At 39.0% G+C, this 26,896-nt stretch carries 28 protein-coding genes and 1 tRNA gene; 16 read left to right on the plus strand and 13 right to left on the minus strand.

Annotated features, from left to right (window positions below; translation table 11 throughout):
• The first annotated feature begins 106 nt into the window (after nt 1-106).
• Entirely contained in the window at nt 107-1,078 is a 972-nt protein-coding gene (locus ACY2A0_RS11620) for a YpdA family putative bacillithiol disulfide reductase (protein ID WP_461789622.1), read from the plus strand.
• Between the two features lie 105 nt (nt 1,079-1,183).
• Here the strand turns inward: ACY2A0_RS11620 and ACY2A0_RS11625 are convergent, their stop codons facing one another.
• From ACY2A0_RS11625 to ACY2A0_RS11645, 5 genes are all read right to left on the minus strand, one after another.
• Entirely contained in the window at nt 1,184-2,263 is a 1,080-nt protein-coding gene (locus tag ACY2A0_RS11625) for a redoxin domain-containing protein (RefSeq protein WP_461789623.1), read from the minus strand.
• A gap of 123 nt (nt 2,264-2,386) precedes the next feature.
• Complete coding sequence (locus tag ACY2A0_RS11630) at nt 2,387-2,791, minus strand: glyoxalase (protein ID WP_461789624.1); 405 nt, start codon at nt 2,789-2,791, stop codon at nt 2,387-2,389.
• 4 nt (nt 2,792-2,795) lie between these two features.
• On the minus strand, nt 2,796-3,245 hold the full coding sequence (locus tag ACY2A0_RS11635; protein ID WP_461789625.1) for an SRPBCC family protein: 450 nt from the start codon (nt 3,243-3,245) through the stop codon (nt 2,796-2,798).
• Nucleotides 3,246-3,271: 26 nt separating this feature from the next.
• Nucleotides 3,272-3,649 carry a DoxX family protein gene (locus ACY2A0_RS11640; RefSeq protein ID WP_461789626.1) on the minus strand — a complete coding sequence of 126 codons (378 nt, stop codon included), beginning with the start codon at nt 3,647-3,649 and terminating at the stop codon, nt 3,272-3,274.
• A gap of 11 nt (nt 3,650-3,660) precedes the next feature.
• Nucleotides 3,661-4,077 carry an SRPBCC family protein gene (locus ACY2A0_RS11645; protein ID WP_461789627.1) on the minus strand — a complete coding sequence of 139 codons (417 nt, stop codon included), beginning with the start codon at nt 4,075-4,077 and terminating at the stop codon, nt 3,661-3,663.
• A gap of 214 nt (nt 4,078-4,291) precedes the next feature.
• On the opposite strand from ACY2A0_RS11645, the gene ACY2A0_RS11650 reads away from it, so the two are divergent.
• From ACY2A0_RS11650 to fabG, 5 genes are all read left to right on the plus strand, one after another.
• On the plus strand, nt 4,292-5,269 hold the full coding sequence (locus tag ACY2A0_RS11650) for a GlxA family transcriptional regulator (RefSeq protein ID WP_461789628.1): 978 nt from the start codon (nt 4,292-4,294) through the stop codon (nt 5,267-5,269).
• A gap of 359 nt (nt 5,270-5,628) precedes the next feature.
• Nucleotides 5,629-6,504, plus strand: a complete 876-nt coding sequence (locus tag ACY2A0_RS11655) for a carbon-nitrogen hydrolase (protein ID WP_461789629.1) — start codon at nt 5,629-5,631, stop codon at nt 6,502-6,504.
• 92 nt (nt 6,505-6,596) lie between these two features.
• Nucleotides 6,597-7,670, plus strand: coding sequence for an agmatine deiminase family protein (locus ACY2A0_RS11660; protein ID WP_461789630.1), 1,074 nt, complete (start codon nt 6,597-6,599; stop codon nt 7,668-7,670).
• Nucleotides 7,671-7,810: 140 nt separating this feature from the next.
• The gene (locus ACY2A0_RS11665) at nt 7,811-8,110 is read left to right on the plus strand and encodes a GIY-YIG nuclease family protein (protein ID WP_461789631.1); all 300 of its coding nucleotides are present in this window, start codon (nt 7,811-7,813) and stop codon (nt 8,108-8,110) included.
• A gap of 181 nt (nt 8,111-8,291) precedes the next feature.
• On the plus strand, nt 8,292-9,035 hold the full coding sequence (gene fabG, locus ACY2A0_RS11670; protein WP_461789632.1) for a 3-oxoacyl-[acyl-carrier-protein] reductase: 744 nt from the start codon (nt 8,292-8,294) through the stop codon (nt 9,033-9,035).
• A gap of 681 nt (nt 9,036-9,716) precedes the next feature.
• Here the strand turns inward: fabG and ACY2A0_RS11675 are convergent.
• A complete protein-coding gene (locus tag ACY2A0_RS11675) occupies nt 9,717-10,457 on the minus strand; it encodes a L,D-transpeptidase family protein (protein ID WP_461789633.1) in 741 nt (246 codons plus the stop codon).
• A gap of 123 nt (nt 10,458-10,580) precedes the next feature.
• On the opposite strand from ACY2A0_RS11675, the gene ACY2A0_RS11680 reads away from it, so the two are divergent.
• Entirely contained in the window at nt 10,581-12,665 is a 2,085-nt protein-coding gene (locus tag ACY2A0_RS11680) for a hypothetical protein (protein WP_461789634.1), read from the plus strand.
• The gene (locus ACY2A0_RS11685; protein ID WP_461789635.1) at nt 12,665-13,276 is read left to right on the plus strand and encodes a trimeric intracellular cation channel family protein; all 612 of its coding nucleotides are present in this window, start codon (nt 12,665-12,667) and stop codon (nt 13,274-13,276) included. The genes ACY2A0_RS11680 and ACY2A0_RS11685 overlap by 1 nt, the downstream gene beginning before the upstream one ends.
• A gap of 3 nt (nt 13,277-13,279) precedes the next feature.
• Here ACY2A0_RS11685 and ACY2A0_RS11690 read toward each other — a convergent pair whose 3' ends face one another.
• From ACY2A0_RS11690 to eno, 3 genes are all read right to left on the minus strand, one after another.
• Nucleotides 13,280-13,780, minus strand: coding sequence for a hypothetical protein (locus ACY2A0_RS11690; protein ID WP_461789636.1), 501 nt, complete (start codon nt 13,778-13,780; stop codon nt 13,280-13,282).
• A 75-nt stretch (nt 13,781-13,855) separates the two neighbouring features.
• A complete protein-coding gene (locus ACY2A0_RS11695) occupies nt 13,856-14,155 on the minus strand; it encodes an FtsB family cell division protein (RefSeq protein ID WP_461789637.1) in 300 nt (99 codons plus the stop codon).
• Between the two features lie 202 nt (nt 14,156-14,357).
• Nucleotides 14,358-15,653 (minus strand): phosphopyruvate hydratase, encoded by a 1,296-nt coding sequence (gene eno, locus ACY2A0_RS11700; RefSeq protein ID WP_461789638.1) that lies wholly within the window; start codon nt 15,651-15,653, stop codon nt 14,358-14,360.
• 836 nt (nt 15,654-16,489) lie between these two features.
• On the opposite strand from eno, the gene ACY2A0_RS11705 reads away from it, so the two are divergent.
• Genes ACY2A0_RS11705 through ACY2A0_RS11715 form a run of 3 tightly spaced genes read left to right on the plus strand, consistent with a single transcriptional unit; the run spans nt 16,490 to nt 17,743 of the window.
• On the plus strand, nt 16,490-17,230 hold the full coding sequence (locus ACY2A0_RS11705) for an SDR family NAD(P)-dependent oxidoreductase (protein ID WP_461789639.1): 741 nt from the start codon (nt 16,490-16,492) through the stop codon (nt 17,228-17,230).
• Nucleotides 17,231-17,284: 54 nt separating this feature from the next.
• Complete coding sequence (locus tag ACY2A0_RS11710) at nt 17,285-17,602, plus strand: hypothetical protein (RefSeq protein WP_461791521.1); 318 nt, start codon at nt 17,285-17,287, stop codon at nt 17,600-17,602.
• A 9-nt stretch (nt 17,603-17,611) separates the two neighbouring features.
• The gene (locus ACY2A0_RS11715) at nt 17,612-17,743 is read left to right on the plus strand and encodes a hypothetical protein (RefSeq protein WP_461791522.1); all 132 of its coding nucleotides are present in this window, start codon (nt 17,612-17,614) and stop codon (nt 17,741-17,743) included.
• A gap of 11 nt (nt 17,744-17,754) precedes the next feature.
• On the opposite strand, the gene ACY2A0_RS11720 is transcribed toward ACY2A0_RS11715, so the two are convergent.
• Nucleotides 17,755-18,441: an RluA family pseudouridine synthase gene (locus ACY2A0_RS11720; RefSeq protein WP_461789641.1), complete on the minus strand. Its 687-nt coding sequence runs from the start codon at nt 18,439-18,441 to the stop codon at nt 17,755-17,757.
• Between the two features lie 196 nt (nt 18,442-18,637).
• The gene (gene panB, locus ACY2A0_RS11725) at nt 18,638-19,453 is read right to left on the minus strand and encodes a 3-methyl-2-oxobutanoate hydroxymethyltransferase (protein ID WP_461789642.1); all 816 of its coding nucleotides are present in this window, start codon (nt 19,451-19,453) and stop codon (nt 18,638-18,640) included.
• 482 nt (nt 19,454-19,935) lie between these two features.
• Here panB and carA point away from each other — a divergent pair, with 482 nt between their 5' ends.
• From carA to ACY2A0_RS11750, 5 genes are all read left to right on the plus strand, one after another.
• Nucleotides 19,936-21,048, plus strand: coding sequence for a glutamine-hydrolyzing carbamoyl-phosphate synthase small subunit (carA, locus tag ACY2A0_RS11730; protein ID WP_461789643.1), 1,113 nt, complete (start codon nt 19,936-19,938; stop codon nt 21,046-21,048).
• A gap of 402 nt (nt 21,049-21,450) precedes the next feature.
• Nucleotides 21,451-22,215, plus strand: a complete 765-nt coding sequence (locus tag ACY2A0_RS11735; protein ID WP_461789644.1) for an ABC transporter ATP-binding protein — start codon at nt 21,451-21,453, stop codon at nt 22,213-22,215.
• A 52-nt stretch (nt 22,216-22,267) separates the two neighbouring features.
• The gene (locus ACY2A0_RS11740) at nt 22,268-23,359 is read left to right on the plus strand and encodes an ABC transporter permease (protein ID WP_113637481.1); all 1,092 of its coding nucleotides are present in this window, start codon (nt 22,268-22,270) and stop codon (nt 23,357-23,359) included.
• Between the two features lie 285 nt (nt 23,360-23,644).
• On the plus strand, nt 23,645-24,205 hold the full coding sequence (locus ACY2A0_RS11745) for an NADPH-dependent FMN reductase (RefSeq protein WP_461789645.1): 561 nt from the start codon (nt 23,645-23,647) through the stop codon (nt 24,203-24,205).
• A 166-nt stretch (nt 24,206-24,371) separates the two neighbouring features.
• Nucleotides 24,372-24,445 (plus strand) — tRNA-Pro (locus ACY2A0_RS11750).
• A 157-nt stretch (nt 24,446-24,602) separates the two neighbouring features.
• On the opposite strand, the gene ACY2A0_RS11755 is transcribed toward ACY2A0_RS11750, so the two are convergent.
• Both ACY2A0_RS11755 and ACY2A0_RS11760 read right to left on the minus strand, forming a co-directional pair.
• Nucleotides 24,603-25,727, minus strand: coding sequence for a redoxin domain-containing protein (locus tag ACY2A0_RS11755; protein ID WP_461789725.1), 1,125 nt, complete (start codon nt 25,725-25,727; stop codon nt 24,603-24,605).
• 29 nt (nt 25,728-25,756) lie between these two features.
• Nucleotides 25,757-26,884, minus strand: coding sequence for a thioredoxin-like domain-containing protein (locus tag ACY2A0_RS11760; protein WP_461789726.1), 1,128 nt, complete (start codon nt 26,882-26,884; stop codon nt 25,757-25,759).
• Nucleotides 26,885-26,896: the final 12 nt, after the last annotated feature.

Consider the following 26,896-nt stretch of genomic DNA (forward strand, 5'->3'; position numbering starts at 1 on the left):
AACGAATGTCAGTGTCTCTTCGGTAGTGGCAGTCCCGCTTTACGTTTCTCCCGATGAAAAATCGGGATCCACTTCAATCGGGTTTAATTTTTGAAGCAACCAAAACATGGCAACAGAAAAACAACAGTTCGATGTTTTAATTATCGGTGCTGGTCCGATAGGTCTGGCTTGTGGCATAGCGGCTCAAAAAGCTGGCAAAAGTTATGTTATTATTGATAAAGGAACCTTGGTGAATAGCCTTTACAATTATCCGGTTTTCATGACTTTTTTCTCCACTTCTGAGCGTTTGGAAATTGGTAATGTCCCCTTTGTGAGTATCAACCCTAAACCTAACCGTAACGAAGCTTTAGAATATTACCGCCGCGTAACGGAGAAATTTCAGCTCAATGTACATTTGTTTGAAGAAGTAGTTAGCTGCAAAAAAAATGCATCATCTTTTCAAGTAGCTACTTCCAAAGCCACTTATAACGCTGAAAAGGTAATTGTGGCTACTGGTTTCTATGATATCCCAAATTTGATGCACATACCCGGCGAAGATTTGCCAAAAGTAATTCACTACTACAAAGATCCGCATTACTACGCGTTTAGTAAGGTTTTAGTGGTCGGTGCAAATAACTCATCGGTTGATGTTGCGTTGGAAACCTACCGTAAAGGAGCGCAAGTAACCATGGTCATACGTGGCGACGAAATGGGTCCAAACGTGAAATATTGGGTACGTCCAGATATTGAAAATCGCATTAAAGAAGGTGCTATCAAAGCTTACTTTAATAGCTGCTTGAAAGAGATTAAGCCAAATTCAGTAATTATTTCAACCCCAAATGGGGATATAGAAATAGCGAATGATTTCGTAGCGGCCATGACGGGCTATCAACCCAATTTCAAGTTTTTGGAACAATTAGGCGTTATTTTAGATGAAAAGCAAACGCCCAGCTACAACCCTGAAACCATGGAAACCAACATTGCAGGCTTATATTTAGCGGGGGTGGTTTGCGGCGGCATGGACACCCACAAATGGTTCATCGAAAATTCAAGAGTGCATGCCGAGTTGATTATGAATGATATCACGGATAGCCATTGAAACGTTCATCATTGAAAGTTGCAAAGCACAGTCTTATAGCAAATCAGTTAACCTTTGCAGCAAATGACTACGGTTGTAGTAAGATCGGTAAAGATAGTGTAGTTATTAAAGTAGCAGCTCAGCTAACTTTTCCGAGAGTTTTTTTCCTCTTAAATCTTTAGCTATGATGATGCCATTTTCGTCGATCAAAAAATTGGAAGGAAATGAATTAATGTTGTACATCAATCCGGCTTCATTTTTACTGCCTTTTAAGTCTGTTATGTTTTCCCAAGGTAAGCCGTCATCTTTAATTGCTTTTAGCCATTGTACTTTATTGTCGTCTGCGGCTACGCCTAAAATTTCGAAACCTTTGGCCTTGTAGGCGTTGTAGATTTTTACCAAGTTCGGGTTTTCCTCTCGGCAAGGGCCACACCATGAGCCCCAAAACTCAAGTAAAATGTATTTGCCTTTAATGTCTGAAAGTTTAACTTTTTTACCTGCAGTATTCGTTTGTTCGAAGTCTATATACTTACTGCCTATTTTGATTTCTTGACTTAGCTTTAAAAAATTGTTAATGTTAGCTCCATAGTCTGTTTTTTGTAGAGCAGGTGCAAATAGTTGATAAATTTCGCTCGTCTTCTCCTTACCCCAAGTAGTGGCATACACGTCAACAATGCTGGCGATGACTAATGAGTTGGGATGGCCTTTTGCATATTTTAAATAAGTATTATATTCCTCGGATTTAATGTTTTTAAGGTTTTTTCTGATCTCATCTTTTACTGCAACATCTTTACTTTTACTTAGTGCAGTTCTCAAGCTATCTTCAATAAGGTTAATGGGTTTGATAATCTTCTGAATTTCTTCATTTTCAGTCTGAGTAGTCGAACCTTTGATGATACCTTTCTTGAATTCCCCGTCCTTAAGCGACATTTTAATGTTTTTATTCTCAAGCCAAAAGAAAACGTAGTTCGCAAATTGCTTTGTATGCAATAGCACTTGCGTTGCGGGCTGTGGCAACGTTCCTTTCAACACAAATTTTCCATTAGTTACTTGAGTAGAATCTATTGCAAGTTGTGGCGAGCTGAGCTTCAGATATAACCAAGTTCCATTTTCTAGGCCTTCAACAGTACCATTAATTTTAAAGTTCTGGGCAAGCGTGACAACGCTTAAAAAAAGCAAGGATGTTAATACAATGGATTTTTTCATTTTTATTATTTGCCGATGTTTAAAGCGACGAGATGCCGCGACGATTCGCTTATTAACTAAAAGTAGTAATTATTTTTAAGATCAGCCGATTTGATGAAGTAAGTGGAGTAGTCGAACACATAGTCAACCCAATCCCAACACCCATCGTAAACCAAATGCATCAGTAATTTCAATCAGCCTTGGTTCTTCAATGGGCGGCGTAAAACGATTGGTTTTTCCAAGCTCCAATTTTTTAACCAATTGATTTCGTTCGTCAATGTTGCTGCAGCGTAAGTAAACTGCCATGTGGTTGCCTATTTTTAAGCCTTCATCATGTACCAAATCAGAACCACAAATGGCAATTTTCTCAGCATTTAAGTGGCCGCTTACGACAGGTTTTCTGCTGAATCCCGGGAGTTGGTGATCTAATCTGTCAAATTGTAGTAATCCCCCAAAGCAGGTTTGGTAAAATTTGAGCGCTTGTTCACAATTACCAGAAAAGGTAACGAAAATGGCACTCACTACTTTAGGGGGATAGTTTGCTATCATGTAATTATGCGTCAGGAATTTCAGGTTCCACTAACTTCATTAGTTTCTCAAGAGATTCTTGCCAGCCTAAATAGCACATCTCCGCAGGTATTGCTTCAGGAATGCCTTCTTGCTTCACTTTGAGTTCAGTACCGCACATCACTTTCCTTAGCCATACCGTCGTTGTAATTTCACCCGGTAAATTGGGGTCGTCAAATCTGTCGCTATATCTAATCAGTTCATTTGTTTTGATCTCTAGGTATTCTCCTCCGAAGGAATGCCCATTGCCGGTGCTAAAGTTGATAAAGGTCATTTTGAACTTTCCGCCAACTTTAAAATCCATTTGTTGTACAGTGCATAAAAAACCATAAGGCGGTAGCCAAACTGCATTTGCTATTGGGTCTGCAAACGCCTTAAATATTTTTTCTGGACTTGCTTTAATTACCCTGTGTAACTCAATCGAATTAGTTGCCATTGTTTTAATTGTTATGATTAACCTGTTTAATATGTATTGCTGTTTAGCTTTGGTTGGTAAATGTAGGATGCTGCCAGAATCCCAAGAATAATTAATGGAAGTAACATAAAACCCACATTTTTATCTACGCAAGCATGGCTTATAAAAGCGAATATCAAGTTGAACGTTAAACCAGCATAGGCCCATTCTTTCAATTTAGCGGGTGTTTTTGTATAAGCTATGGCAGTTACTCCTAAAACCTTGCAAATAATTAAGGCATAGGCGAAATAATCAGGATAGCCTAGTGGCCTGGTACCCGCCGTGGCGTAATGCGGCGAAAAAATTAAAGTTGCTAATGGCATGATGCCTTCCCAAATAATCAGGATAACCGTAGCGATCCAAAAAATAATTTTGTTCTTTTTCATCTTCAATGCTTTTAATGAGTTTCAACATAATTGACGAAATTGTTTAGAATGGCTTGCCAACCGTTGCGTTGCATTTCGATATCGTTTATGCTTTCTGCATCAAAAGTGGTAGTGATATGTGTCTTTCCATCTTTTTCTTCAAATATTGTGGTCGCTTGTCTACCATCGCCCATGGTGTAAGTAATTTCTTTTAGCGGCTCAACTACATCATAGGTTCCCTCAAAATCGAAACCAAAGCTGCCGTCTTTTGCTTCCATGCGATGCTTAAATTTTCCTCCTACAGTAAGGTTGTTTTCGCTGCTGGGCGTATGCCAACTTGGATCGGCGGAATTCCATTGAGTGATATGCTTTGGGTCGTTCCAAACTTCCCAAACTTTTGTAACTGGTGCTTTTGCGGCAGCTTCTACAGTAATTTTTTGTTGTGACATACGATTTATTTCTAGTTTCTGATTGTTTTGATAAACCAAAGTTACGGTCGTAGCAAATGAAGTGTCGGTTGTAAAAGCGACAAATTAAGGGCTGATTGTGACAGGTGAATTTGGGCGAAATTTTGAGACATTCCACCGAAAATTCCATCGGTTAAATGAACTTATTTGCTTGGGTTTAACAAGTTTCTTTATAGCTTTATAAAAATCAAATAAAATGAAGATTTCGGTTTTTGTGCCTGAATATGGCGTTATTGAGGCTATTACGCCACCGTTTAGAAGTTTTAATACTGCCAATGAGTTTTTAACTGCTTTTGGCAGGCAGGCCATTTTCGATGTGGAATATGTTGGCTTAAATGAATATGTGCCGGCTAACAATGGCGAATACACTGTTAAAACGGACAGACTTTTAAAAGACGTAACCGAAACGGATTTACTTTTCATTCCTCCAACATTTGGTAGCACCACCAATGGAATTATTGCTAATGCAGCTGCAATTCCGCACTTTAAGCAATTACATCAAAAGGGTGCTAGTTTGGCCAGCTTGTGTATAGGTGCTTTTTTACTTGCCGAAACTGGCTTGTTAGATGGGCGGAAATGTTCAACACATTGGGCGCACATTACCGAGTTTAGGGAAAGATACCCTAACGTGGAAGTAGAGGATGGTGCAATTATTACTGAGCACGACAATATTTACAGTAGCGGCGGCGCCAGCAGTTTGTGGAACTTGATTTTGTACCTGATTGAGAAATTTGCTGATAGGGAAATAGCCGTAATGATTGCCAAATATTTTGCCTTGGATATTGGAAGAGATAGCCAATCGCAGTTTGCCATATTTAGGGGACAGCGCAACCACGCCGATAAGGATATTCAAAAGGTACAAGATTACATTGAAAAGCACTACGAGGATAGAATTACGATTGAAACCTTAGCTGCTTTAATTAATACCGGTAGAAGAACTTTTGAGCGCAGATTTAAGCAGGCCACTAATAACACACCTATCGAATACATTCAGCGGGTACGCATAGAGGCGGCAAAACTTCATTTCGAAGCATCACGGAAAAACGTTTCGGAAATTATGTTTGAAGTTGGCTATACCGATACGAAAGCATTTAGGGATATCTTTAAAAAAATTACTGGACTTACTCCAATTGAATACCGTAACAAGTTTGCTAAAACTGGTGCTGAAGTGTAGTGGTTTTGCCTTTTGCTAATTGCATTGTTGTTTTGCTTTTATGCAGTGCCGACCGGTAATAAACGGGATTGCAGCGGAAATACTTTTTGGAGCGTCACGCTGAGCCTGTCGAAGCGTTCTTGCCGTGATAATCCTTCGACAGGCTCGGGATGACAAGTGTAATAGGAAGTAACGATAACAAAAAGATTGTAGCGTAAAGCCCGGCTTTCGGGATTGCTATGCACAGGCTTTGCTTTTCTTAAAAATATCGGCCTTTTTGCCTAACTTTGCGGCTCGAAAATGGTTTAAGGTAAAAGGTTTAGGGTGAAAGAATGAGCGTATGTCTCAATTCTCATATCTCCATACTCAAATCTAAAAATATGAGCAAAGTAAAAGTAGGTTTGGTGCAGATGAGTTGTACCGCTAATAAACAGGAAAATTTAGAAAAAGCAATTGTTAAAGTACGTGAGGCTGCCGCAAAAGGTGCTCAGATTGTATGTTTGCAAGAGCTTTTTACGTCTTTATATTTTTGTGACGTTGAAGATTACGATAATTTCGACTTGGCAGAGGCTATTCCTGGGCCGTCAACAGATGCTTTGCAGCTAGTAGCGAAGGAACTGGGTGTGGTAATTGTAGCATCGCTATTTGAAAAACGTGCTGAAGGCTTGTACCATAACACAACGGCCGTTTTGGATGCTGATGGAAGCTACTTGGGCAAGTATCGTAAGATGCATATCCCAGATGATCCTGCTTACTACGAGAAATTTTATTTTACTCCCGGCGATTTGGGCTACAAGGTTTTCCAAACCAAATTTGCTAAAATCGGAATTTTAATTTGCTGGGATCAGTGGTACCCTGAGGCATCGCGTATTACGGCTTTAATGGGTGCTGAAATTATGTTTTATCCAACTGCAATTGGTTGGGACACCACGCAAGATGAGGAAACCAACAAAGATCAGTACAATGCTTGGCAAACCATCCAACGTTCGCACTCGGTAGCCAATGGTTTACCGGTAATTAGTGTGAATCGTGTGGGTTTTGAGCAGGAAGGCCGAATGAAATTTTGGGGTGGAAGTTTTGCTACCAATGCCCAAGGCAAGTTGTTGTATCTAGCTTCGCACGACGAAGAGGAAACTGAGGTGGTAGATATTGATTTGAAGCAGAGCGATTATATCCGCAAACACTGGCCATTCTTGAGAGATAGAAGAATTGATTCTTACCAGCCAATTACCAAAAGGTATATTGATGGGGATTAGGTTTTAGTCAGTAAGTCCGCAAGTCCGAAAGAGATAATCAGTTCCATTCAAAATTGTCATCCTGAGCCTGTCGAAGGATCTATTTAAATACAATGTCAATCAAAGTAATAAAACCTTCTGAGCAACCAGAGTTTAATAATTCACCAAAAAAACAAGGCTACTCTTTCCCAGCAGAATGGGTTAAACACGAAGCCACTTGGCTAAGCTGGCCACATAAGGAGGCCTCGTGGCCGGGTAAAATAGAAAGTATTTACCAACCTTACTGCGAGTTCATCAAAATAGTGGCTACTGGTGAGAAAGTTCGCATCAACGTTAAAGATGAAGCAATGAAAGCTTTTGCCATTGCTGAATTGGAAAAGGTTGGTGCCGATTTGAGCCAAATTGAATTTTACTTCAATGAAACTAACGACGCTTGGTGCCGCGACCACGGACCAGCATTTGTGGTGAAAGGAGAAGAAAAAGCAGTGGTAGATTGGGGCTATAACGCTTGGGGTGATAAGTATCCTCCCTACGATTTAGATGATGTGGTGCCAACAAAAATAGCTAAGCATTTTAATCTGCCATTATTTACTCCTGATATTGTGATGGAAGGTGGTTCCGTGGAATTTAATGGTGCGGGCACTATTTTAACCAGCGAAGCTTGTCTACTTAATGAGAACAGAAATCCGCATTTAAACAAAGAGCAGATAGAAACCTATTTGAAGGAGTTTTATGGTGCTGAGCAAATTTTGTGGGTAGGGGATGGTATTGTTGGTGATGATACCGATGGACATATTGATGATATCACTCGCTTTGTGAACGAAGATACGGTGTTAACCGTTGTAGAGAGTAATCCCTTGGATGAAAACCACATCCTCTTAAAAGAAAATTTAGAGCGTTTAAAGCACATGACGCTGTTGGATGGTAGAAAGCTCAACATTATTGAGTTGCCAATGCCATCGCCAGTAATTTATGAAGATACAAGGTTGCCTGCTTCTTATGCTAACTTTTACATTGCTAATGCTGCGGTAATTGTTCCTACGTTTAGGGATGTGAACGATAAGGTTGCTCTGGAAATTATCCAAAAGGCATTTCCTGATAGGCCAGTAGTAGGTATAGATTCAGTCGATATCATCTGGGGATTGGGTAGTTTTCATTGTTTAAGTCAGCAGGAGCCAGCGGTTTAGTAGGCAGTTGACAGTTTGAGTGTTCAAATACCACCTACTTTGTCATCCTGAGCCCGTCGAAGGATAAATAAGAGATAAAAGAAGTAGTCTTCGACAAGTTCAGACTGACATTGAATCTAGCTGAAGATAAGTTAAAGTGCATGTCAAGTAACCATAATTACTTCGTTTACATACTAGAATGTGCTGATAATAGCTATTACGTAGGTGTAACCAACGATTTGGAAACTAGGATTGAGCAGCATAACAGCGGCTATAATGTAAAAGCTTATACTTTTACTCGACGTCCTGTAGTCCTAAAATATTATCAACGCTTTACTTTGATAGAGCAGGCAATTGAATTTGAAAAGCAAATTAAAGGGTGGAGCCGTAAGAAAAAACAAGCGTTGTTCGCAGAAAATTGGGACGAAATAAAAAGATTATCCAACCTTAAGAAGAAATAAATAACTTTGTGCTAAAGGTCTTCGACAAGCTCAGACTGACATCATGATTTGAAGTGATCCCTAGATAGGTGTCATCCTGAGCTTGTCGAAGGATAGTGAATTTAAATGCGGTACTTAGTCTTCGACAGGCTCAGACTGACAAAGTAAGAATTAAAATATTTCAACTTTACAACATTTCTAAATGAAATTATTAGAAGGAAAAACAGCACTGATAACAGGTGCGTCAAAAGGAATAGGTAGAAAAATTGCCGAAGAATTTGCAAAACAAGGTGCTAACGTAGCGTTCACTTACTTGTCATCGGTAGAAAAAGGCCAAGCACTTGAGCAAGAACTACAGGCGTTTGGTACTAAAGTAAAAGGCTATCGTTCTGATGCTTCGAAATTTGATGAGGCAGAGCAATTGATCAATGATATTGTTGCCGATTTTGGCGCCTTGGATATTGTAGTGAACAATGCAGGTATCACCAAAGATGGCTTGTTAATGCGTATGAGCGAAGAAAACTGGGACGACGTGATTAACGTGAACCTTAAATCAATATTTAACGTAACCAAAGCGGCGTCAAAAGTGATGATGAAAGCTCGGAAAGGTGTTTTCATTAACATGAGCTCGGTGGTTGGCGTACAAGGTAATGCCGGACAAGCAAATTACGCAGCTTCAAAAGCAGGAATTATCGGGTTCACCAAGTCAGTTGCTAAAGAGCTAGGCTCACGTAATATCCGTGCTAATGTGGTTGCTCCAGGCTTTATCAAAACTGAAATGACTGATGTGTTGGATCCTGCTGTAGTGGCCGGTTGGGAAAAAGATATTCCGTTGAAACGTGCTGGAGAGACTGAGGACATTGCAAATGTTTGCGTTTTCTTAGCTTCGGATATGAGTGCTTACGTTACCGGACAAACGCTTTCAGTTTGTGGCGGTATGCTGTAAGAGAATTTTAAGTAATTAGGGAAAAGGTGCGAGGTTTAGACTTTGCACCTTTTTTGTTTTTTGAAAGTGAAAGCCAATAGTACTGAGCTTCTGTAGCCCCGCTTTTCACTTCTGCCGATAAAAAATCGGCATCCATTTCAATCGGGCTTATTTAACAGCGGCTCTGTTACAAAACCTCAACCCCATCTACTGAAAAGCTGATGCTGATCCCGAACATTCGGGACAGCATGACGAAACGCATAGGAAAATTTTGCTGTTCGCAATTGTAAATCTGGGAGAAGAGGGATAAAATCGGTCGTTATTGTGAGGTAACGCCTGTTCCGATAGTTCGGAAAAGCAATCCTCACAACTTTGCTCTTCGTGATTTGTAATCGCGAAGTTCTATTAGTGGATTTATAATCCACGTTGTAATGTTCAAAGGATTACAAATCCTTGGATAAGGCTTCCAGATTGCAAATCTGGAAGAGCGCTGACTTATAAAAGTTTGAGAAGTGCAATCTATATTTTTGTTGGCGATAGCGCTTATATCCCTCCGTTTAGCTATATTTCGGTCTCTTATTTTTCGGGTAGCACCAATAAGCCAACGCACTCTCTTTGAAAGAAAAATAAGCAACCGAGAGTTTTTTTTACTTTTTGCGGTCAAAAAGTAAAAACTAACTTAGATGAAATGTATAACCTCAATTAAAATTCACTTAAAACATACTTCCCGCCAGTCTGCATCACCTTCGCTATTTTCTTATTCTTATCAAAATAATCAAACCCAGGCTGTAAAGCGTTCCAAAAAGGAATTTGTTGCGGATACTGTTTAGCATAACTTTCAAAATTAGCTTTAGTCATCCTAAACGGAAAAATATACACAGGAATCTCTAACTGACCGCTATTTTTAGCTTCCACGGCTAAAATGTAAACCTCTCTAATCTTATCATCAGTTAGCGGAATACAGCCAACAGTCACGCAATCTCCGTGTATATAGATGTCTCCACCAGTTTTACGATCCTTTCCTGTTCTAACTTTATCAACTTCATTTGGGTAATCAACCCCTAAAGACAAATGGTAGCTGCTCATGGGGTTAAAAACATTGATCTTGTAGAAACCTTCTGGCGTTTGTAAATCTCCCTCTATCACTTTAGGTCCAAGTTTACCAGAGTGAGCACAAAAATCGTAGGTTTTAAATAAACTGAACCTTTGTTTGTCCTTATTCTTTATCCATATCTCTAGCTTCCCCTCAGCTTTATAGGCCGTAATCAACAGCTCAAAGTTTTCCTTAAAACCAGCCTGCTGCAACTCTTTCTGTAAGCTTGCCCACTTTAAATCATAGGCCAATTTAACACGTTCAAACTGTAGTTGTTGGAGTTTAAATGGCTGTTGTGCTTTGGTAGAAATACTCATAAAAATCATTAACGAGGCGACTAGAAATTTCATAAAGATTGTTTTATCCGCAATTTACAATTTGTTTCCAAAACCTTACATATGGCTATGCACATTGCTCTTTTCAATTTTTACTTTTCACTTTCAACTTAAATGTAGCATCTTTACAATTAGCGTATGACTAACTTTATTTCGTTTCCAACTTTGCTGATTTTTATTGCTTGCCTAGCATTAGGCATCGGCTATGCTTGGTTGCTATATGGCACCAACAAAAATTTGGTAAAAGCGGTGCGAAATGCACTCGCTGTATTTAGAGCATTGGCTGTTGCTATTTTGGCTTTTTTGTTGTTAGCACCTTTGGTTCGAAGGGTGACGCATACACCCGAAAAGCCTATCATCATCATTGCTAACGATAATTCTATTTCTGTTAAAAACATCACTCCAGCAGGCTTTGATGCTAAAAAATACCAGCGGGATTTAAAGCAACTTGCTGAGCAGCTGAGCGAAAAATACGAGGTTAAGACTTACAGCTTTGGAGATAGCATTAAAGAAGGATTGGCGTTTTCTGGTACAGATCAACTGACCAATGGAGCGGCATTGGTGAATCAATTAAACGACGAGCTGTTGAATAGAAATGTGGGTGCCATAATTATGGCAACAGATGGCATTTTTAACCGAGGCGGAAATCCGTTATATGAACTCAATAAAATTAAGGCACCAGTTTACACCATTGCACTTGGTGACACCATTCCGAAAAGAGATGTTTTGGTAGCCAATGTGAATTACAACAACATCGTGTACCTGGATAATGATTTCACTTTGGATATACAGGTGCAAGCCTTTGAAAGTAAGGGCGAGCAAATCAGACTATCAGTTGCTGAAAGCGGGAAGCAATTAACTGAGCAATCCATCGAAATCAATAACAATAGTTTTGTGAAAGATGTTCAGGTAAAGCTGAAAGCCAATAAGGTAGGAATTCATCGTTATACGGTGAGCGTTTCAGAGGTTAAAAATGAAATCACCACCAAAAATAATAGTCAAACCATTTTTGTAGAGGTAATTGATGGCAGGCAAAAAGTGTTACTTGCAGCCGCTGGTCCACACCCCGATTTGGCTACCTTTAAACAAACAATTGAACTCAACAAACATTACGAAGTAAACACGGCAATAGCCGATGAACTGGAGAAGGTTGAGCTTTCCAAATATAGCTTGGTGGTCCTTTATCAACTCCCTGCAGGAAATTATTCAGCAGCTTCGCTAATCAACAAAGCAAAGCAACAGAAAATAGCAACATGGTTTGTGGTAGGTGCTCAAACCGATGTTCAGAGCTTTAATCAAATACAAACTCAATTAAATTTTGCTAGACCAAATGGTAGCTTGCAGGAAGTTTTTCCTCATTACGAAAACAATTTCACAGCCTACGTGCTAAATGCTGATGCTTTAAAGCAGCTGGAAACCTACGATCCTTTGCTAATGCCTTTTGCTAATTTAATGGTCAAAGGGAATTACACGGCAGTGCTTAACCAGCGTATAGGTAAAGTAAATACCGAAAGTCCGTTGTTGTTTTTTACCGAAGATGGCGGGACGAAAATTGGATTTTTATTAGGTGAGGGTATTTGGAAATGGAAATTAGAGGAAGCGAAAAATGAAAATGCCTATCCTCTGGTAGCGGAGTTAATTTCGAAAACGGTGCAATACTTATCCGTTAAGGATGATAAAAGAAAGTTTAAAGTTTATGCCAGTAAAAACACCTTCGAAGAGAACGAAAACGTAGTGCTTAATGCGACGTTATACAACGATGCTTACGAACCTGTGAACACGCCTGAAGTTAAAGTGCGGGTTAAAAACGAGCAGGGGAAAACCTATAATTTCACTTTTTCTAAATTCGGCAATGCTTACCAGTTGGATGCAGGAACTTTACCGCAAGGGAATTATACTTATGTGGCATCAACCAGCTTGGGCGACAAAAAATATACGGCTAATGGCGCATTTTACGTCAATGCTATTATTACCGAGTACCAACAAACTACTGCAAATCATCAGCTTTTAAATACAATGGCGCAACAAACCAAAGGTAAAATGTACTTGCCTGCACAATTGCTAAATATTGCTGAGGACTTGGAAAAAAGCGGACAAGTCAAAACAATTAGCTACGAAGACAGGAGATTTGAGGAAATCATTAATTTCAAATGGATTTTTGCTTTAATTATGACATTGTTAAGTATCGAATGGTTTTTTAGAAAACGTAATGGCGAAGCCTAATGAATTTTAATACCACTGAAATTATTGAGGTGCTAGGAACTATTTCCTTTGCCATTTCGGGAACTTTTGCTGCTGTACAAAAGCGATTGGATCCTTTTGGCGTATTGATTATCGCATTCGTAACTTCTATTGGAGGTGGTACCGTTAGGGATTTGCTATTAGGCGATACTCCAGTAGCTTGGATGCGTGATGTCAATTATTGTTTGTTGATTCTCGTTACTTCGATACTTACGCTGTTTTTCAAACATCAAATTAAGAAATTCAAGGTTACGTTGTTTCTTTTTGATTCCCTTGGGTTGGGTCTTTTTACTTTAGTTGGTGTACAAAAGGGAATTGTGTTTGGTTTGGAGCCTGGTATTTGTGTTGCGTTAGGAACTATCACTGGCTGTTTTGGAGGCATTATTAGAGATACGCTGTTAAATACCATTCCGTTGATATTTAGAAAAGAGATTTACGCCACTGCTTGTATTGCTGGTGGTGCGCTGTACTTTGGACTTTTAGCTATGGAACTTAAGGCTGATATCGCCAAAGTGGTAGTGATTACCTTTATAGTAACGTTGCGAATTATTGTAGTGCGCTACAAACTCACATTACCTAGGTTTGGGTACTGACAACTACTGGTAAAGCAGCTCATTCAACTTGCCGTTTATTGAAGCATCGTACAGCTGCCAAAGTTCTTTGTTCCAGCTTTTTTTGTCGCTATGTTGATAAAGGTAAGGCAGTACTAAATTCATTGCTCCTAAAGCTTGTTGGCGCTTTCCTTTTTCCGTAGGCTGCATCAAGGAAAATTTTGTTAATGCGGCCATATACATTAGTAGCAAATCCGAGTTGGTGTTAAAGTAAGAGGTTTCTTTCTCCTCTAAATAGAAAACATGATCAGGTGTCCCATTCATCCAGTCTACCAAAAATTTACCCGCTTCATTCCTTGCCTTATTTTTGCTGTCTATGGGCGTGTGGAAGAGATATTCAACCACTTTAGCTACTACACTCTCCGCATTTTTAAAATCAATGCGTTTACTTAACTTGACATCTTTTAAGTTGGGAAGTTCCTGTCCTTTAGCATTTAAGGCCGTAAAAGCGATGATAATAAATAAAGTGATGGCTAAATTCTTCACGGAGCAGTATTTTAATTTGAGCCGATTAGGAATCTAGTCTACAATAAATTATCGTTTCCTGTAAACATTGCCTAATCAATCTTTCGGAGCGTCTTTAACAATAACAAATACCTCTTCATTTTCTTTCTTCATGAAGTATTTTTCGCGTGCAAATTTCTCCGCACTGATCATGTTGCTATCAAGCTCTTTAAGATCTTTCTTTACTGAAGCCGTTTCTTTTTCATAGAAGTCTTTTTCCTGCTGCAATTTTTTTACTTGAACGCTATATTCATATTGAGCAATGATGTCATTTTTGTCGAAAAACATCATCCAAACGCTAAATGCGGCAACGGCAATAAAATATTTGTTTCGGAAAAGATCTAATAATCGCTTCATTAACTCAAAAGTAAAAATTAAAAATCAAAGTCAGCAACCATGGGTCGCAAATGTTGCTAAACAAATGAGTTTAAAATAAAAAACATCCGAAGTTTTTAAATCTTCGGATGTTCTGCAAATGTATTTTTTAACTTGTTAACATTTTAATCATGTCGATACATTATCCTTCTAAGGTCTTAGAAGGGCATACGTCGCCATATGATTACTTCTTAGCAAATTTGAAGTTTTTACCAATGAATTTTGCGGCCTCGCCTAATTCTTCTTCAATACGTAGCAATTGGTTGTATTTTGCGATCCTATCAGAACGGGAAGCTGAACCAGTTTTAATTTGACCACAGTTTAACGCAACAGCTAAGTCGGCAATGGTTACGTCTTCAGTTTCACCTGAACGGTGGCTCATTACCGATGTGTAACCATTAGTTTGTGCTAAACTTACCGCATTAATTGTTTCGGTTAACGATCCAATTTGGTTTACTTTCACTAAAATAGAGTTTGCAGTATTGGTATCGATGCCTTGCTGTAAACGTTTTACGTTAGTTACAAATAAATCGTCACCTACCAACTGAACGCGATCTCCAACTTTGTCGGTTAAGCTTTTCCAGCCGTCCCAGTCATTTTCGTCCATTCCATCCTCGATAGATATGATTGGATATTTAACTGTTAAATCTGCCAAGTACTGAGCTTGTTCTTCGCTAGAACGAACTACGCCTGTTGCACCTTCAAATTTGGTATAATCGTATTTTCCGTCTTTGTAAAACTCAGAAGAAGCACAGTCTAATGCCAAGCAAATTTCTGAGCCTGGTTTGTAGCCTGCTTTTTCGATAGCTTTCAATACAGTTTCAATGGCATCTTCAGTACCATCAAAAGTTGGTGCGAAACCACCTTCGTCGCCCACAGCAGTTGATAAGCCTCTATCGTGTAAAATGGCTTTTAAGTTATGAAAAACTTCTGTTCCCCAACGCAATGCTTCAGAGAAGGAAGGTGCTCCAACTGGCATGATCATAAACTCTTGGAATGCGATAGGAGCATCAGAGTGAGAACCACCGTTGATGATGTTCATCATTGGAATAGGCAATGTATTTGCATTTACGCCACCAATGTAACGGTATAATGGTTGTCTGCTTTCTTTTGCTGCAGCTTTAGCAACAGCTAAAGAAACACCTAAAATCGCATTTGCACCTAGGTTACCTTTGTTTTCGGTACCATCTAGGTCAATCATCAATTTATCGATTAAATTTTGTTCAAAAACATCAACACCTTGCAAGGCTTGCGCAATTTTAGTATTTACGTTTTCAACAGCCTTTAAAACACCTTTTCCTAAATAGGTTTTCTTGTCGCCGTCACGTAATTCAACAGCTTCGTACTGACCTGTACTAGCACCAGATGGAACAGCTGCACGGCCCATAAAACCGTTTTCAGTCATTACTTCTACTTCAATTGTGGGATTTCCTCTCGAATCGAGGATTTGTCTTGCATGGACATCAATAATTAAACTCATTTTATATTTGTTTTGAATTAAAAATAGCCTTAGTGTAAAAAATACAATTAGTAGGGCTTTTTCAAAGTTAAAATATTTTATGAAACTTAAATAATCTTTTTTGTCGAAGCTCAGTTAATTAGGTATGTAATGTTAGTTGAAATGACAGATTTAAAGTGAAATATCCGCTAACACAAATAAAAAAAGCAACCAATGTAGTGTGGTTGCTCGTTCATAGGTAAGTGATAATATCTAAATGGCTTCTTCAATTAAATTCACTGCTTACTAGCAGGATTAAAAATTATTAGCACTATATTATTTTGGTTTGTTTAGACAAAAGTCGAATTTTAAAAGGCATTAAACGTATGTTAACCATTTATAACCGTTTAGTTTTTAAAAAACCATCTCATAGGCTACTTTCTTTAAAAGCTAGTACATTTATTGTAGTATAGGTTGGAAAAAACCTATGAGTCGATTTTGTTTAGATTGTCAGGCCGAGTTAAAAGGCCGAGCGGATAAAAAGTTCTGTGATGATCAGTGCAGAAATAATTATAATAATAAACTGAAGAGTGAAGATGGTGAATCTGTCAGGAAAATCAATCAAATTCTTAATAGAAATAGAAAAATATTGAAAGAATTTTCAGATGGCCTCAAGCATATAAAAACTGATACATTGGTAAAAAGGGGTTTCGATTTTGATTACCATACCCATTATCACTTGTCGAATTTAGGCATGGTCTATATATGCTGTTACGAGTATTGTTATTTGATTGACGCTAATGAAGAAGTGATATTTCTTCAACGAAATTCTGAACTGTAGGTGCATTGATATGCTATATTTGAAAAAAATAGCATTCATGAAAGATATTCTGATCATCACCGGAGGAAGTAAGGGAATAGGTGAAGGTGTAATTAATACTTATGTAGATAATGGATTTTCGGTATACGCCGTTGCACGAACTATTAACCCCGATTTAAGCAAGCGAGGTGTGGTACAAATAACATTTGACTTAACTAAAGTGGATCAAATAGAAAATGTATTTGAGCATATTTTTTCCTTAATTGGTGAAAATGAACCACAAAAAATTACGTTAATTAATAACGCTGGGACTTTAGGTCAGATTGGAAGTTTGAAAGATATTGATGCGGTAGATATTAGTAATACTTTTAACTTAAATACGATAGCGCCATTTATTTGTTCAAGTGCGTTTATTAATCTTACTAAAAGTTGGTCTGCATCCAAAACTATTATTAATATCACCTCTGGTGCTGCATTGAAGCCTTATTTTGGTTGGTCAGTATATTGTAGTAGTAAAGCTGCCATTAATATGTTAACCCAAACCATAGCATTGGAGCAGCAAGAAATTGAAAATGGCGTAAAAGCTTTGGCAATTGCACCTGGTGTGGTAGATACCGATATGCAAAAACAGATCAGGAGTAGCAATGAAGCTGATTTTAAAGATGTTCAGCGATTTGTTAATCTGAAAAATGAAGGTGGCTTAAATGACGTTTTAAACGTCGGGCAGCAAATTTTTGAAATGGATCATCGTAAAGATATTGCATCAGGTTCAGTACTGCGGGTGGAGGGAAAGAATTAATCAAAAACTTTTTTTCTATTTAACTGTTCTACGAATCAGCTAAATTAAATTTATATGAGAACACTTTGTATCGTAGTGCTGTTCCTATCGTTAATGGCCTGCAGGCAAAAAACGAGGGTAACTGGTGAAAAGCAATCTTCGGATAGTAGCGTGAATGGCGCTACAACAAGCCAAAATTGCTATACCTATGTTAAGGGTAAAGACACAGCCATGTTAACCTTGCTTACTACAGGTAAAGTTTCGACCGGAGAGCTTGAATATAAGTGGTTCGAAAAAGATAGAAATAAAGGAATGATAGAAGGAGAAATGTATGGCGATACTTTAGTGGCTTCTTACACCTTTAATTCTGAAGGTCAACAATCCGTACGTTAGGTAGCATTTTTGAAAAAAGGCGACCAACTTTTAGAAGGTACAGGAGATGTTGCTGACATGAATGGCAAAGTTCAATTCAAAGATCTTTCGAAATTGAGCTTTGGTAAGTCGGTAGTGTTTCAAAAAGTGGCTTGTAAATAGCAACTCGTACGCTAGTACTGCTCGAATTTTTCCCAGAAGCCATCTTTAGGAAGTTTGGCAAATATCTTTATTGGCTCTTTTTTAACGGGATGTACGAACTCTAACTGACGGGCATGTAAACAAATGCTTCCTTTTTTACTGCCACGGGGATAACCGTATTTATTGTCGCCAACAATAGGGCAGCCCATGGTTGAAAGCTGCACCCTGATTTGGTGGGAGCGACCAGTTAGTGGATTTACTCTAAGCAAGTAGTAGCCATCTAATTCAGCGATTAACTGATAGTCGAGTTCGCAATACTGGCTTCCTTTTGCTTCGTAATCGTAAGATTTTACTACGTTTTTCTTAGGGTCTTTGATGAGCCAATTGATGAGCTTTCCCTGTGGTTTTACTGGTTTTTTCCTAACCACAGCAAAATAGGTCTTTTTGATTTCCCTGTTTTTGAAAATGGCGTTCATTCGGTCTAACGCTTTGCTGGTTTTAGCAAACAGTATGAGTCCGCTTACTGGGCGATCAAGACGGTGGGGCACACCTAAAAATGCAGCACCGGATTTATTGTATTTTTTTGCCAAAAACTCCCTCACCATTTCATCCAAAGGCATGTCTCCAGTTTCGTCAACTTGTACTACATCACCCGCTCTCTTATTGATAGCAATAAGGTGGTTGTCTTCGTAAAGTACGTCTGCTTCGGTAATGGCCATGTTAATTGTTAAATCGTTAAAATAGTGAAACGTGCTTGGTGCTTGTTTTGATGTATTGGTTTTTGTAAGCTAAACCCGATTGTAGTGGATCCCGATTTTTCATCGGGAGAAACAAAAAGCGGGACTGATTTATCCGATTAGCATTGAAATTGCTTTCCAAAAAATCTTTGCGCTATGTTTTTTTATCCTTGTTCCATTAATATTGTTCTTTTTCGTTAGGGAAATCGTTGGCCTTTACATCTGCAATATAAGATTGTGCTGCACCTTTAATTCCTTCATACAAATCTAAATATTGGCGCAGAAAACGTGGTTTAAAGCCTTTGGTGAGGCCAATCATGTCGTTAACCACGAGCACTTGTCCATCGCAATTAGGGCCGGCACCAATACCAATGGTTGGAATTTGTAGACTTTCTGTTACTTCCTTAGCAAGCTTGGCAGGGATTTTTTCTAATACTACGGCGAAACATCCTGCTTCTTGCAATGCCAAAACATCAGTTTTAAGTTTATTAGCTTCTGCTTCGTCCTTTGCTCTAACGGTGTAAGTTCCAAATTTGTAAATGGATTGCGGAGTTAAGCCCAAATGTCCCATTACCGGAATGCCTGCAGTGATAATCCGCTGTATAGACTCAACAATTTCAACGCCACCTTCCAGCTTAACGCCATGGGCGCCGCTTTCTTTCATAATGCGGATGGCAGAATTTAAAGCTTCTTTGGAATTTCCTTGGTACGATCCGAAAGGTAAATCGACTACGACAAAGGCACGATTAGCTCCGCGTACGACCGATTGGGCATGGTAAATCATTTGATCCAAAGTGATGGGCAATGTGGTTTCGTGTCCAGCCATTACATTGGAGGCCGAATCGCCCACTAATAAAACATCAAGACCTGCATCATCCAAAATGGTAGCCATAGAATAATCATAGGCTGTTAGCATCGCAATTTTCTCGTTGCGCTGCTTCATTTCTTGCAGGGTATTGGTGGTAATGCGCTTAATTTCTTTGTTGACCGACATGCTTTCTGTTTTGGTGTGTACAAAATTAGGGTTTATTTTTTAAAAGTGGGCAGTGGATAGGGGATAGGGGTTAGGGACTAGGTATTAGTGGTTAGGGATTAGGTATTAGTGGTCAGTTAACAGGTGTCAGGGATCAGTTGTTAGGAACTAGGAGTTAGGTGACGACCAATGAACTAATGACCAATAAACAATGACCAGTGAACTAATGACCAATGAACCAATGACCAATGAACAATAACCAATTACTAATAATCAATGGCCAGTGAACTAATGACCAATGAACCAATGAACCAATGAACAAACAACCAACAATCTATTTTTTTAAAAAAATCTTAAAATTAACGGTTTTAAACACCTATCTTTGTACTCCGAAATGAGAGAGTTCAATCATACGGTTTTAACATCCTTCAAAAGCGGTTTTCCCGTTAAAAGCTCCCATTGTTTTTTATCATTTTTCATCCCCAATTTTTATTGTAATTTAAATGACTAACTACACTAAGTTACCAGCTATTTTGTTATTGGCCGATGGCACCGTTTTTTACGGCAAGGCTGCTGGAAAAATAGGAACTACTACTGGTGAAATTTGTTTCAACACAGGTATGACTGGTTATCAGGAGGTATTTACCGATCCTTCTTATTTCGGCCAAATTATGGTGACTACCAATGCGCATATTGGCAATTACGGTATGCACCGAGACGAAATAGAATCAGGTGGAATTAAAATTGCCGGATTGGTCTGCAAAAATTACAATGTAAATTATTCAAGGAAAGAAGCTACCGAATCGATCCAAGATAATTTTCAAAATGAGAACATTGTTGGTATTTGCGATATCGATACTCGTGCTTTAGTACGCCATATCCGTAACAAAGGTGCAATGAATGCCATCATTTCATCTGAAATTACAGATTTGCAGCAATTGAGGAAGAAATTGGAAGAAGTGCCACCAATGGATGGTTTGGAATTATCTTCTGTGGTTTCTACTAAAGAGCCATATTACTACGGTAATCCAGAAGCGCCAATTAAAGTAGCAGCATTAGACTTAGGAATTAAAAAGAACATCCTTCGTAATTTTGACGACAGAGAACTTTATATCAAAGTGTTCCCAGCTAAAACTACCTTTGAGGAAATGAATGCTTGGGGTGCTGATGGTTACTTTATCTCTAACGGCCCTGGTGATCCATCGGCTATGCCTTACGCTATTGAAACTGTAAAAGCAGTATTGGAAGCTGATAAGCCATTGTTTGGTATTTGCTTAGGCCACCAATTATTAGCAGAAGCTAATGGAATTGGAACTATGAAAATGTTCAATGGTCACCGCGGATTGAACCACCCTGTAAAAAACATCATTAAAAACCACTGCGAGGTAACTTCGCAAAACCATGGTTTTGGTGTGATACCAGAAGAAGTAAAGGCTTCGGATAAGGTTGAAATTACTCACGTTAACTTAAATGATGATTCTATCGAAGGTATCCGTGTGAAAGGCAAAAAAGCGTTTTCAGTTCAGTATCACCCGGAAAGTTCACCTGGCCCACATGATTCACGTTATCTTTTTGATGATTTTATCAGCATGATTAAAGGTGATTTAGTTTGGTAGTTTAAGTAAAAATTAAAAATTCAAAAGTCAAAAATTGGCTTTAAGAAATAAAACGGAGGATGTTTGTGTTAGCAGGCATCCTTTTTGGTTTGCATGGGTTAGGTATTAGTGGTTAGGTATTAGTAGTTAGGGATTAGGGTTTAGGGTTTAGGGTTTAGGTATTAGTGGCTAGGGATTAGGGGTCAGAAATCAGTGTTCAGGTATCAGTGATTAGGGGTTGGTAGTTAATTGGTGGCCTGTAGTCAATTCAACAATTAACCAGTTAACCGATTAAACAGTTAACCAACAACTAAACAACCAACCAACCAAACAACCATCACATTCATCATTTCATCTTCATAATTATTCCATTTATCCTAAAAGCGTTTACAATTCTTTTAAAGCTTCTTACATTTATATCAAATGACAGATAGAAAAGCAATCATTAGCGTACAAAATTTAGTTAAACACTATGGCGATTTTAAGGCCGTTCAAGGCTTATCGTTTGAGGTTTACGAAAATGAAATATTTGGACTGCTTGGTCCGAATGGCGCCGGAAAAACCACCACTCTAGAAATTATTGAAACCCTACGTGAAAAAACTAGCGGACAGGTTTTGGTAAATGGTTTAAACGTAGAAACAGATGCAAATGCCATCAAGCAAATTATTGGGGTGCAGTTGCAGGCCGCAGGTTATTACCCCAACCTCAATTTGCTGGAGTTGTTGAAGCTATTTTCTGGCTTGTACGGCGTAGATGTATCACCAATTGAAATGCTGGCTAAAGTAAATTTGCAGGACAAGGCAAAAGCGAAGTATAAAGAGTTGTCCGGCGGACAAAAACAACGCTTTTCTATTGCAACTACGTTAATTAATTCGCCAAAAATTATTTTTTTGGATGAACCTACAACAGGCCTTGATCCTCAAGCTCGCCGTAATTTGTGGGACTTAATCACTGAAATCAGAAATAATGGTACTACGGTTGTCATCACCACGCACTATATGGACGAAGCCGAACAGCTATGTGATAGGGTCGCTTTTGTAGAAGCTGGAAAAATCATCGCTTTAGACACACCAGATCAGTTGATAGATAATTTGATTGCAAGTGGATTTGAGCGTAAAAAAGAGGTGAAAGCAGCCAATTTGGAAGATGTGTTCATCAACCTGACAGGTAAGGAGTGGAGAGAGTAATCAAGTTAAGAGTAGAAAGTTAAAAGTATAAAGTCAAGCCAAACAAAAGACAATGTCAAAAACTTACAATCATACCAAAGCCACTTTGGCGCTAGCAAAGGCAAGTTTCAGGTCAATTACCCGGAGCCCTTCCGCGGTAATCTTTACCCTAGCTTTTCCATTAATCTTTATCGTTGTTTTCGGATTTATTGGCGGAGGCGGAGTTAAGCTCGATGTCGCTGTGCTGCCAGGTTCTGATTTGCAAAATCCTATCATTGCAGCGCTTGAAAAAACTGGAGTGGTGCGTTTAACCAAGAACGATACCCAACAAAATATCGACAAAAGCTTAGAAAAAGGAGCTTATGATGCAGTAATTAGCATCGAAAAAAATCCAAACGGATTGCCCGCCTATTACACCAATGTGAAGTATACCTCGGCATCGCTAACTAACGGCAATGTATTAAAATCAGTGTTGAACGATGTGGTAGGGAAGCTCAACACCGTAAACCAAAAACCAACCGTAACCGAAGTTCGTGCTACAACCGTTACAGGCAGGGAGTACCGCACCATCGATTTTATTTTGCCAGGCCAGCTCGGTTTTTCGTTGCTTAGTACCGGCGTTTTTGGTACGGCGTTTATTTTCTTCGCCCTGCGACAAAATTTGGTGATCAAACGTTTTTTTGCTACACCTGTAAGGCGTTCGAGTATTGTGCTTGGCGAAGCTATTGCCCGTATAGGTTTTGCTTTGTTGGGTGCACTGTTTATTATCATTATTGGTCATTTTGCCTTTAATTTTACGTTAATCAATGGGGCTGTTACCGTAATTAACATGCTGGTTTTAGCGCTCATAGGTGTAGTGGTATTCATGGGTTTTGGGTTTGTGGTTTCTGGCTTGGCCAAAAGCGAAAGTACCATTCCACCAATTTCCAATATCATTACCTTGCCTCAGTTTCTGCTTTCAGGCACGTTTTTCTCTATTAATGCCTTTCCAAGTTGGTTGCAGCCTATTAGCAGGGCTTTGCCTTTAACTTATTTGAATGATGCCATGCGTAAGGTGGCTTTCGAAGGCGCAGGTTTATGGGATGTAAAGCAGCAAATCCTGATTATGTTGGTTTGGGGTGTTGGCATCTATGCCGTGGCAGTAAAAACATTTAAATGGGAGTAGTGTGATTAGAAGCGCAGTGTCCCTGCCTCTTCTGAAACTTTTGTCCCGCTTTTCACTACAAGTCCGCTTCCGATTTTTACATCGGAATGCGGGCTTTTCGTTTCAATCGGGGCTAAAAAACCAAATTCCTCCAATAAAACTAACATTGGGCTTATCGCATTTCAACACCGTTAACTGCTAAAAATGAAACGATTTTTCTGCGGAAGTTTGTTTGCTTTCCATACCTCGTCGCAAACAACATTAATTATTATTCGTTAGTTTAGCTGCACAGTAAATTTTATCGATATGCCAAAAATAGCAGTTATCTCCGCAAGCGTAAGAAAAGGACGCAAAAGTCACAGTGTAGCGCTTTACTTTCAACATTACTTAACTGAAAAGCAGCTTGCCGAAGTAGAAATTATTGATCTAGATGCCTACAACTTTCCAATTTTCGAAGAGCGTTTGCGTTTGATAGAAAATCCGACAGAGGATATGCTCCAACTGGCAGCCGCTATTACCAATGCAGATGGGATTATCATTGTAACACCGGAATATAACGGTGGCTATCCGGCCAGCTTAAAAAATGTAATTGATTTGCTTTACAGCGAGTGGAAACGCAAACCCATTGCCATTGCCACAGTTTCTGCAGGTGCATTTGGTGGCTCGCAAGTCATCACATCATTACAATTCAGCTTATGGAAAATTGGCGCTTTAACGGTGCCAACTATGTTTCCAGTGCCTACGGTAGAAAAAACCTTCAACGATGATGGTAGGCCAACTGATCCAGAAGCAATGGATAAAAAGGCTTCGGTGTTTGTTAACGAGCTGTTGTTTTGGATAGCTGCAAAGGCTTCGAAGGAAAGGTAGAGTAGCAATATGCAAGGAATACGGGCAGAAACAAAAAGTGAAATCGGGTAATAATCATTTAGCGGAAATTTATTTTAAAATCGATTTGCAAGGCATTTAAAATTACTTATCTTTGCAACCTCGTTTAGCTCTAGAGCTGCGGCGAGTAAAAAGGTGATACCACCATCGGGGTGTAGCGTAGCCCGGTATCGCGCCACATTTGGGATGTGGAGGTCGTAGGTTCGAATCCTGCCACCCCGACAAAAAATCTAAAACCCCCTGTAAATTGAAACTTACAGGGGATTTTTAGTTATAGCGCATTTATTATAGATATCGCAAAATGAAAGCGGCGAACCATCCGGCCCGCCGTCTTATCATCACTAACCTAAAATTTAAAATTCTACTACTTCTACGTCAATTATTTGATGTACGAAGCAATTTTTTGGTTTACATCTTCACCGCGTAAATCTTTAGCGATGATTTTTCCACTAGGATCTAATAAGAAATTTTGGGGAATCGCCGTAATGCCAAAGCGGACAGCCACTTCGGTTTGGAAACCTTTCACATCGCTAACCTGCGTCCAAGGCAATTTGTCTGCTTCTACTGCTTTTAGCCAAGGTTCTTTTTTGTCATCTAATGAAACACCTACAATTTCGAAGTTCTTGTTTTTTAGTTCATTATATGCCTTTAAAAGATGCGGATTTTCTGCTCTGCAAGGCACACACCAGCTAGCCCAAAAATCTACCAATACATATTTGCCCTTTAAGGATGATAACTTGAATTCGTTGCCTTTGGTGTCAGGCAATGTGAAATCAACTGTTTTACCGATGGCTATTTGTTTAGCTTTATTATATTTCTCAGTTATTTTTTTACCAGTAAAGCTAGCAAGCACCTTTGGGGTCAATATCTTATAATACGGATCAAACTTTTCTACATCAATTACCGTCATTTTATTTTCGTGAATTAAATCGGCAGTTACATAAGAATTTGGATGGCTAAAAATAAACGAATCTAAAATGGATTCAATTTTGGCATGTAGTGGTCTGGCTTCGGCTTGTATCTCTTTTATTTTAACCGTATCCTTCACCTTTGCATAATAAACCTTTGCAAACCTTTCGCTAATGGCTTTAAACTGCGCTAGCTTTTCTTGTGTTAGTGCGGTATATTCCAAAAAATCTGTTTGAGCTTGTGTACCTGTAATTTTCGCATTTTTCAAGCTGTCTGTGCCCAGCACTTTATATTTGCCAATTTCCAGGTAAAACTCTTTGTAATCTGCTTGCTGGCGTAGCTTGGCGGTATCTTTTTTAAGTGGTACAATTGAAAGATAGGCTCGGTTACCAAAGGCAGTTTCGCCCTTAAAGCTAAATTTCCCATTGATGATATTGGCGGTATCTTTTTGCTCTTTACCTTTAGGGTTTTTAAAGCTTAGCACAACCGCTTTATCATTTGCTAATTTTGGAAGGCTGCCTGTTATTTCAAACTTATCTTGAGCATTGGCTGTAAAAGTCGACGCTAATAATGTGGCTAAAATTATTTTTTTCATGTGTGTTTTTAATTTTCTAAAATGAGCTACTATTTGATGTATTTTTTCAATAGTTCAGTAAGGTTTTCTCCCCTTAAATTTTTGGCTACAATAACCCCGTTTGGATCTACCAAGATGTTCTGCGGTACTGAGTTGATGCCATACATCAAAGCCACTTCGTTTTTCCAATATTTCAAATCACTCACATGAATCCAAGGCATGCCATCCGTTTCAATAGCGGCAAGCCATTGCTCTTTTCCAGCATCAAGAGAAACACTTACAATCTCAAATTTATCACCCTTAAGTGCGTTGTAAGCCTTAACTACATTAGGGTTTTCTGCCCTGCAAGGCACACACCAACTCGCCCAAAAATCAACTAACACGTATTTACCGCGTAGCGAAGAAAGTTTGAAAGGTTTGCCATTTTGATCGTTTTGCGTGAAATCCGTCGCTTTTGCACCTTCTTGTCGGCGTTTACCTATTTCAATTTTCTCCATGGTACGTTTACCCAATGGAGAGTTTTTCAACTGCGCCGAGAAGCGATGGAACATGGGTTCAACCTCACTTGCTACAAATTTGCTATCCAGCACGTAGTAATTATAGGCCAATAAACCAGCGTAAGAGTTTAGGTGAGTTTCGGCAAAAGTTGTATTGATCTTTTTGATCTCTGCTACTAGCGTAGAAATGGAATCGCCAGCTTTTTTGCGCTGCTCCAAAGCAAACTCATATTCGCCATCCTTATTTTTTTTGCCGTATTTGTTCTGCAGAGCGATAATTTTATTAGTCAGTGGCCTAACTGTTGCTTCTCGTTCTTTGTTTTCATCCTCTGCTTTTGAACCGGTCACTGTAGCATTGGCAATAGCATCTTTTCCAGTCAAAGTAACATTAGAATTTTCGAGAATAAAACCAATGTAATCACGGCTTGCTGAAGCTTGTTTAACATCTACTGGTCTAACCGCTACAATGACGTTTTGAGGTTCATCTAAGCTGCCTTTAAACGTAAAGCTTCCATTTTTAATTGCTGTCGAATCTGTCTCTTTCCAACTGCCATTTTTTATAAAGGCAATGTAGGCTTTAGCAGGCGTTTTTAGTTCTGTTAATTTACCGGTAAGGGTGTATGATTGCTGTGCTGCTGCGAAAAACGGCAGCAACAGCACTGTAAATATTAATTTTTTCATTTGTGTGTTTCT

Source organism: Pedobacter sp. (assembly GCF_965249885.1).
GTDB lineage: Bacteria > Bacteroidota > Bacteroidia > Sphingobacteriales > Sphingobacteriaceae > Pedobacter.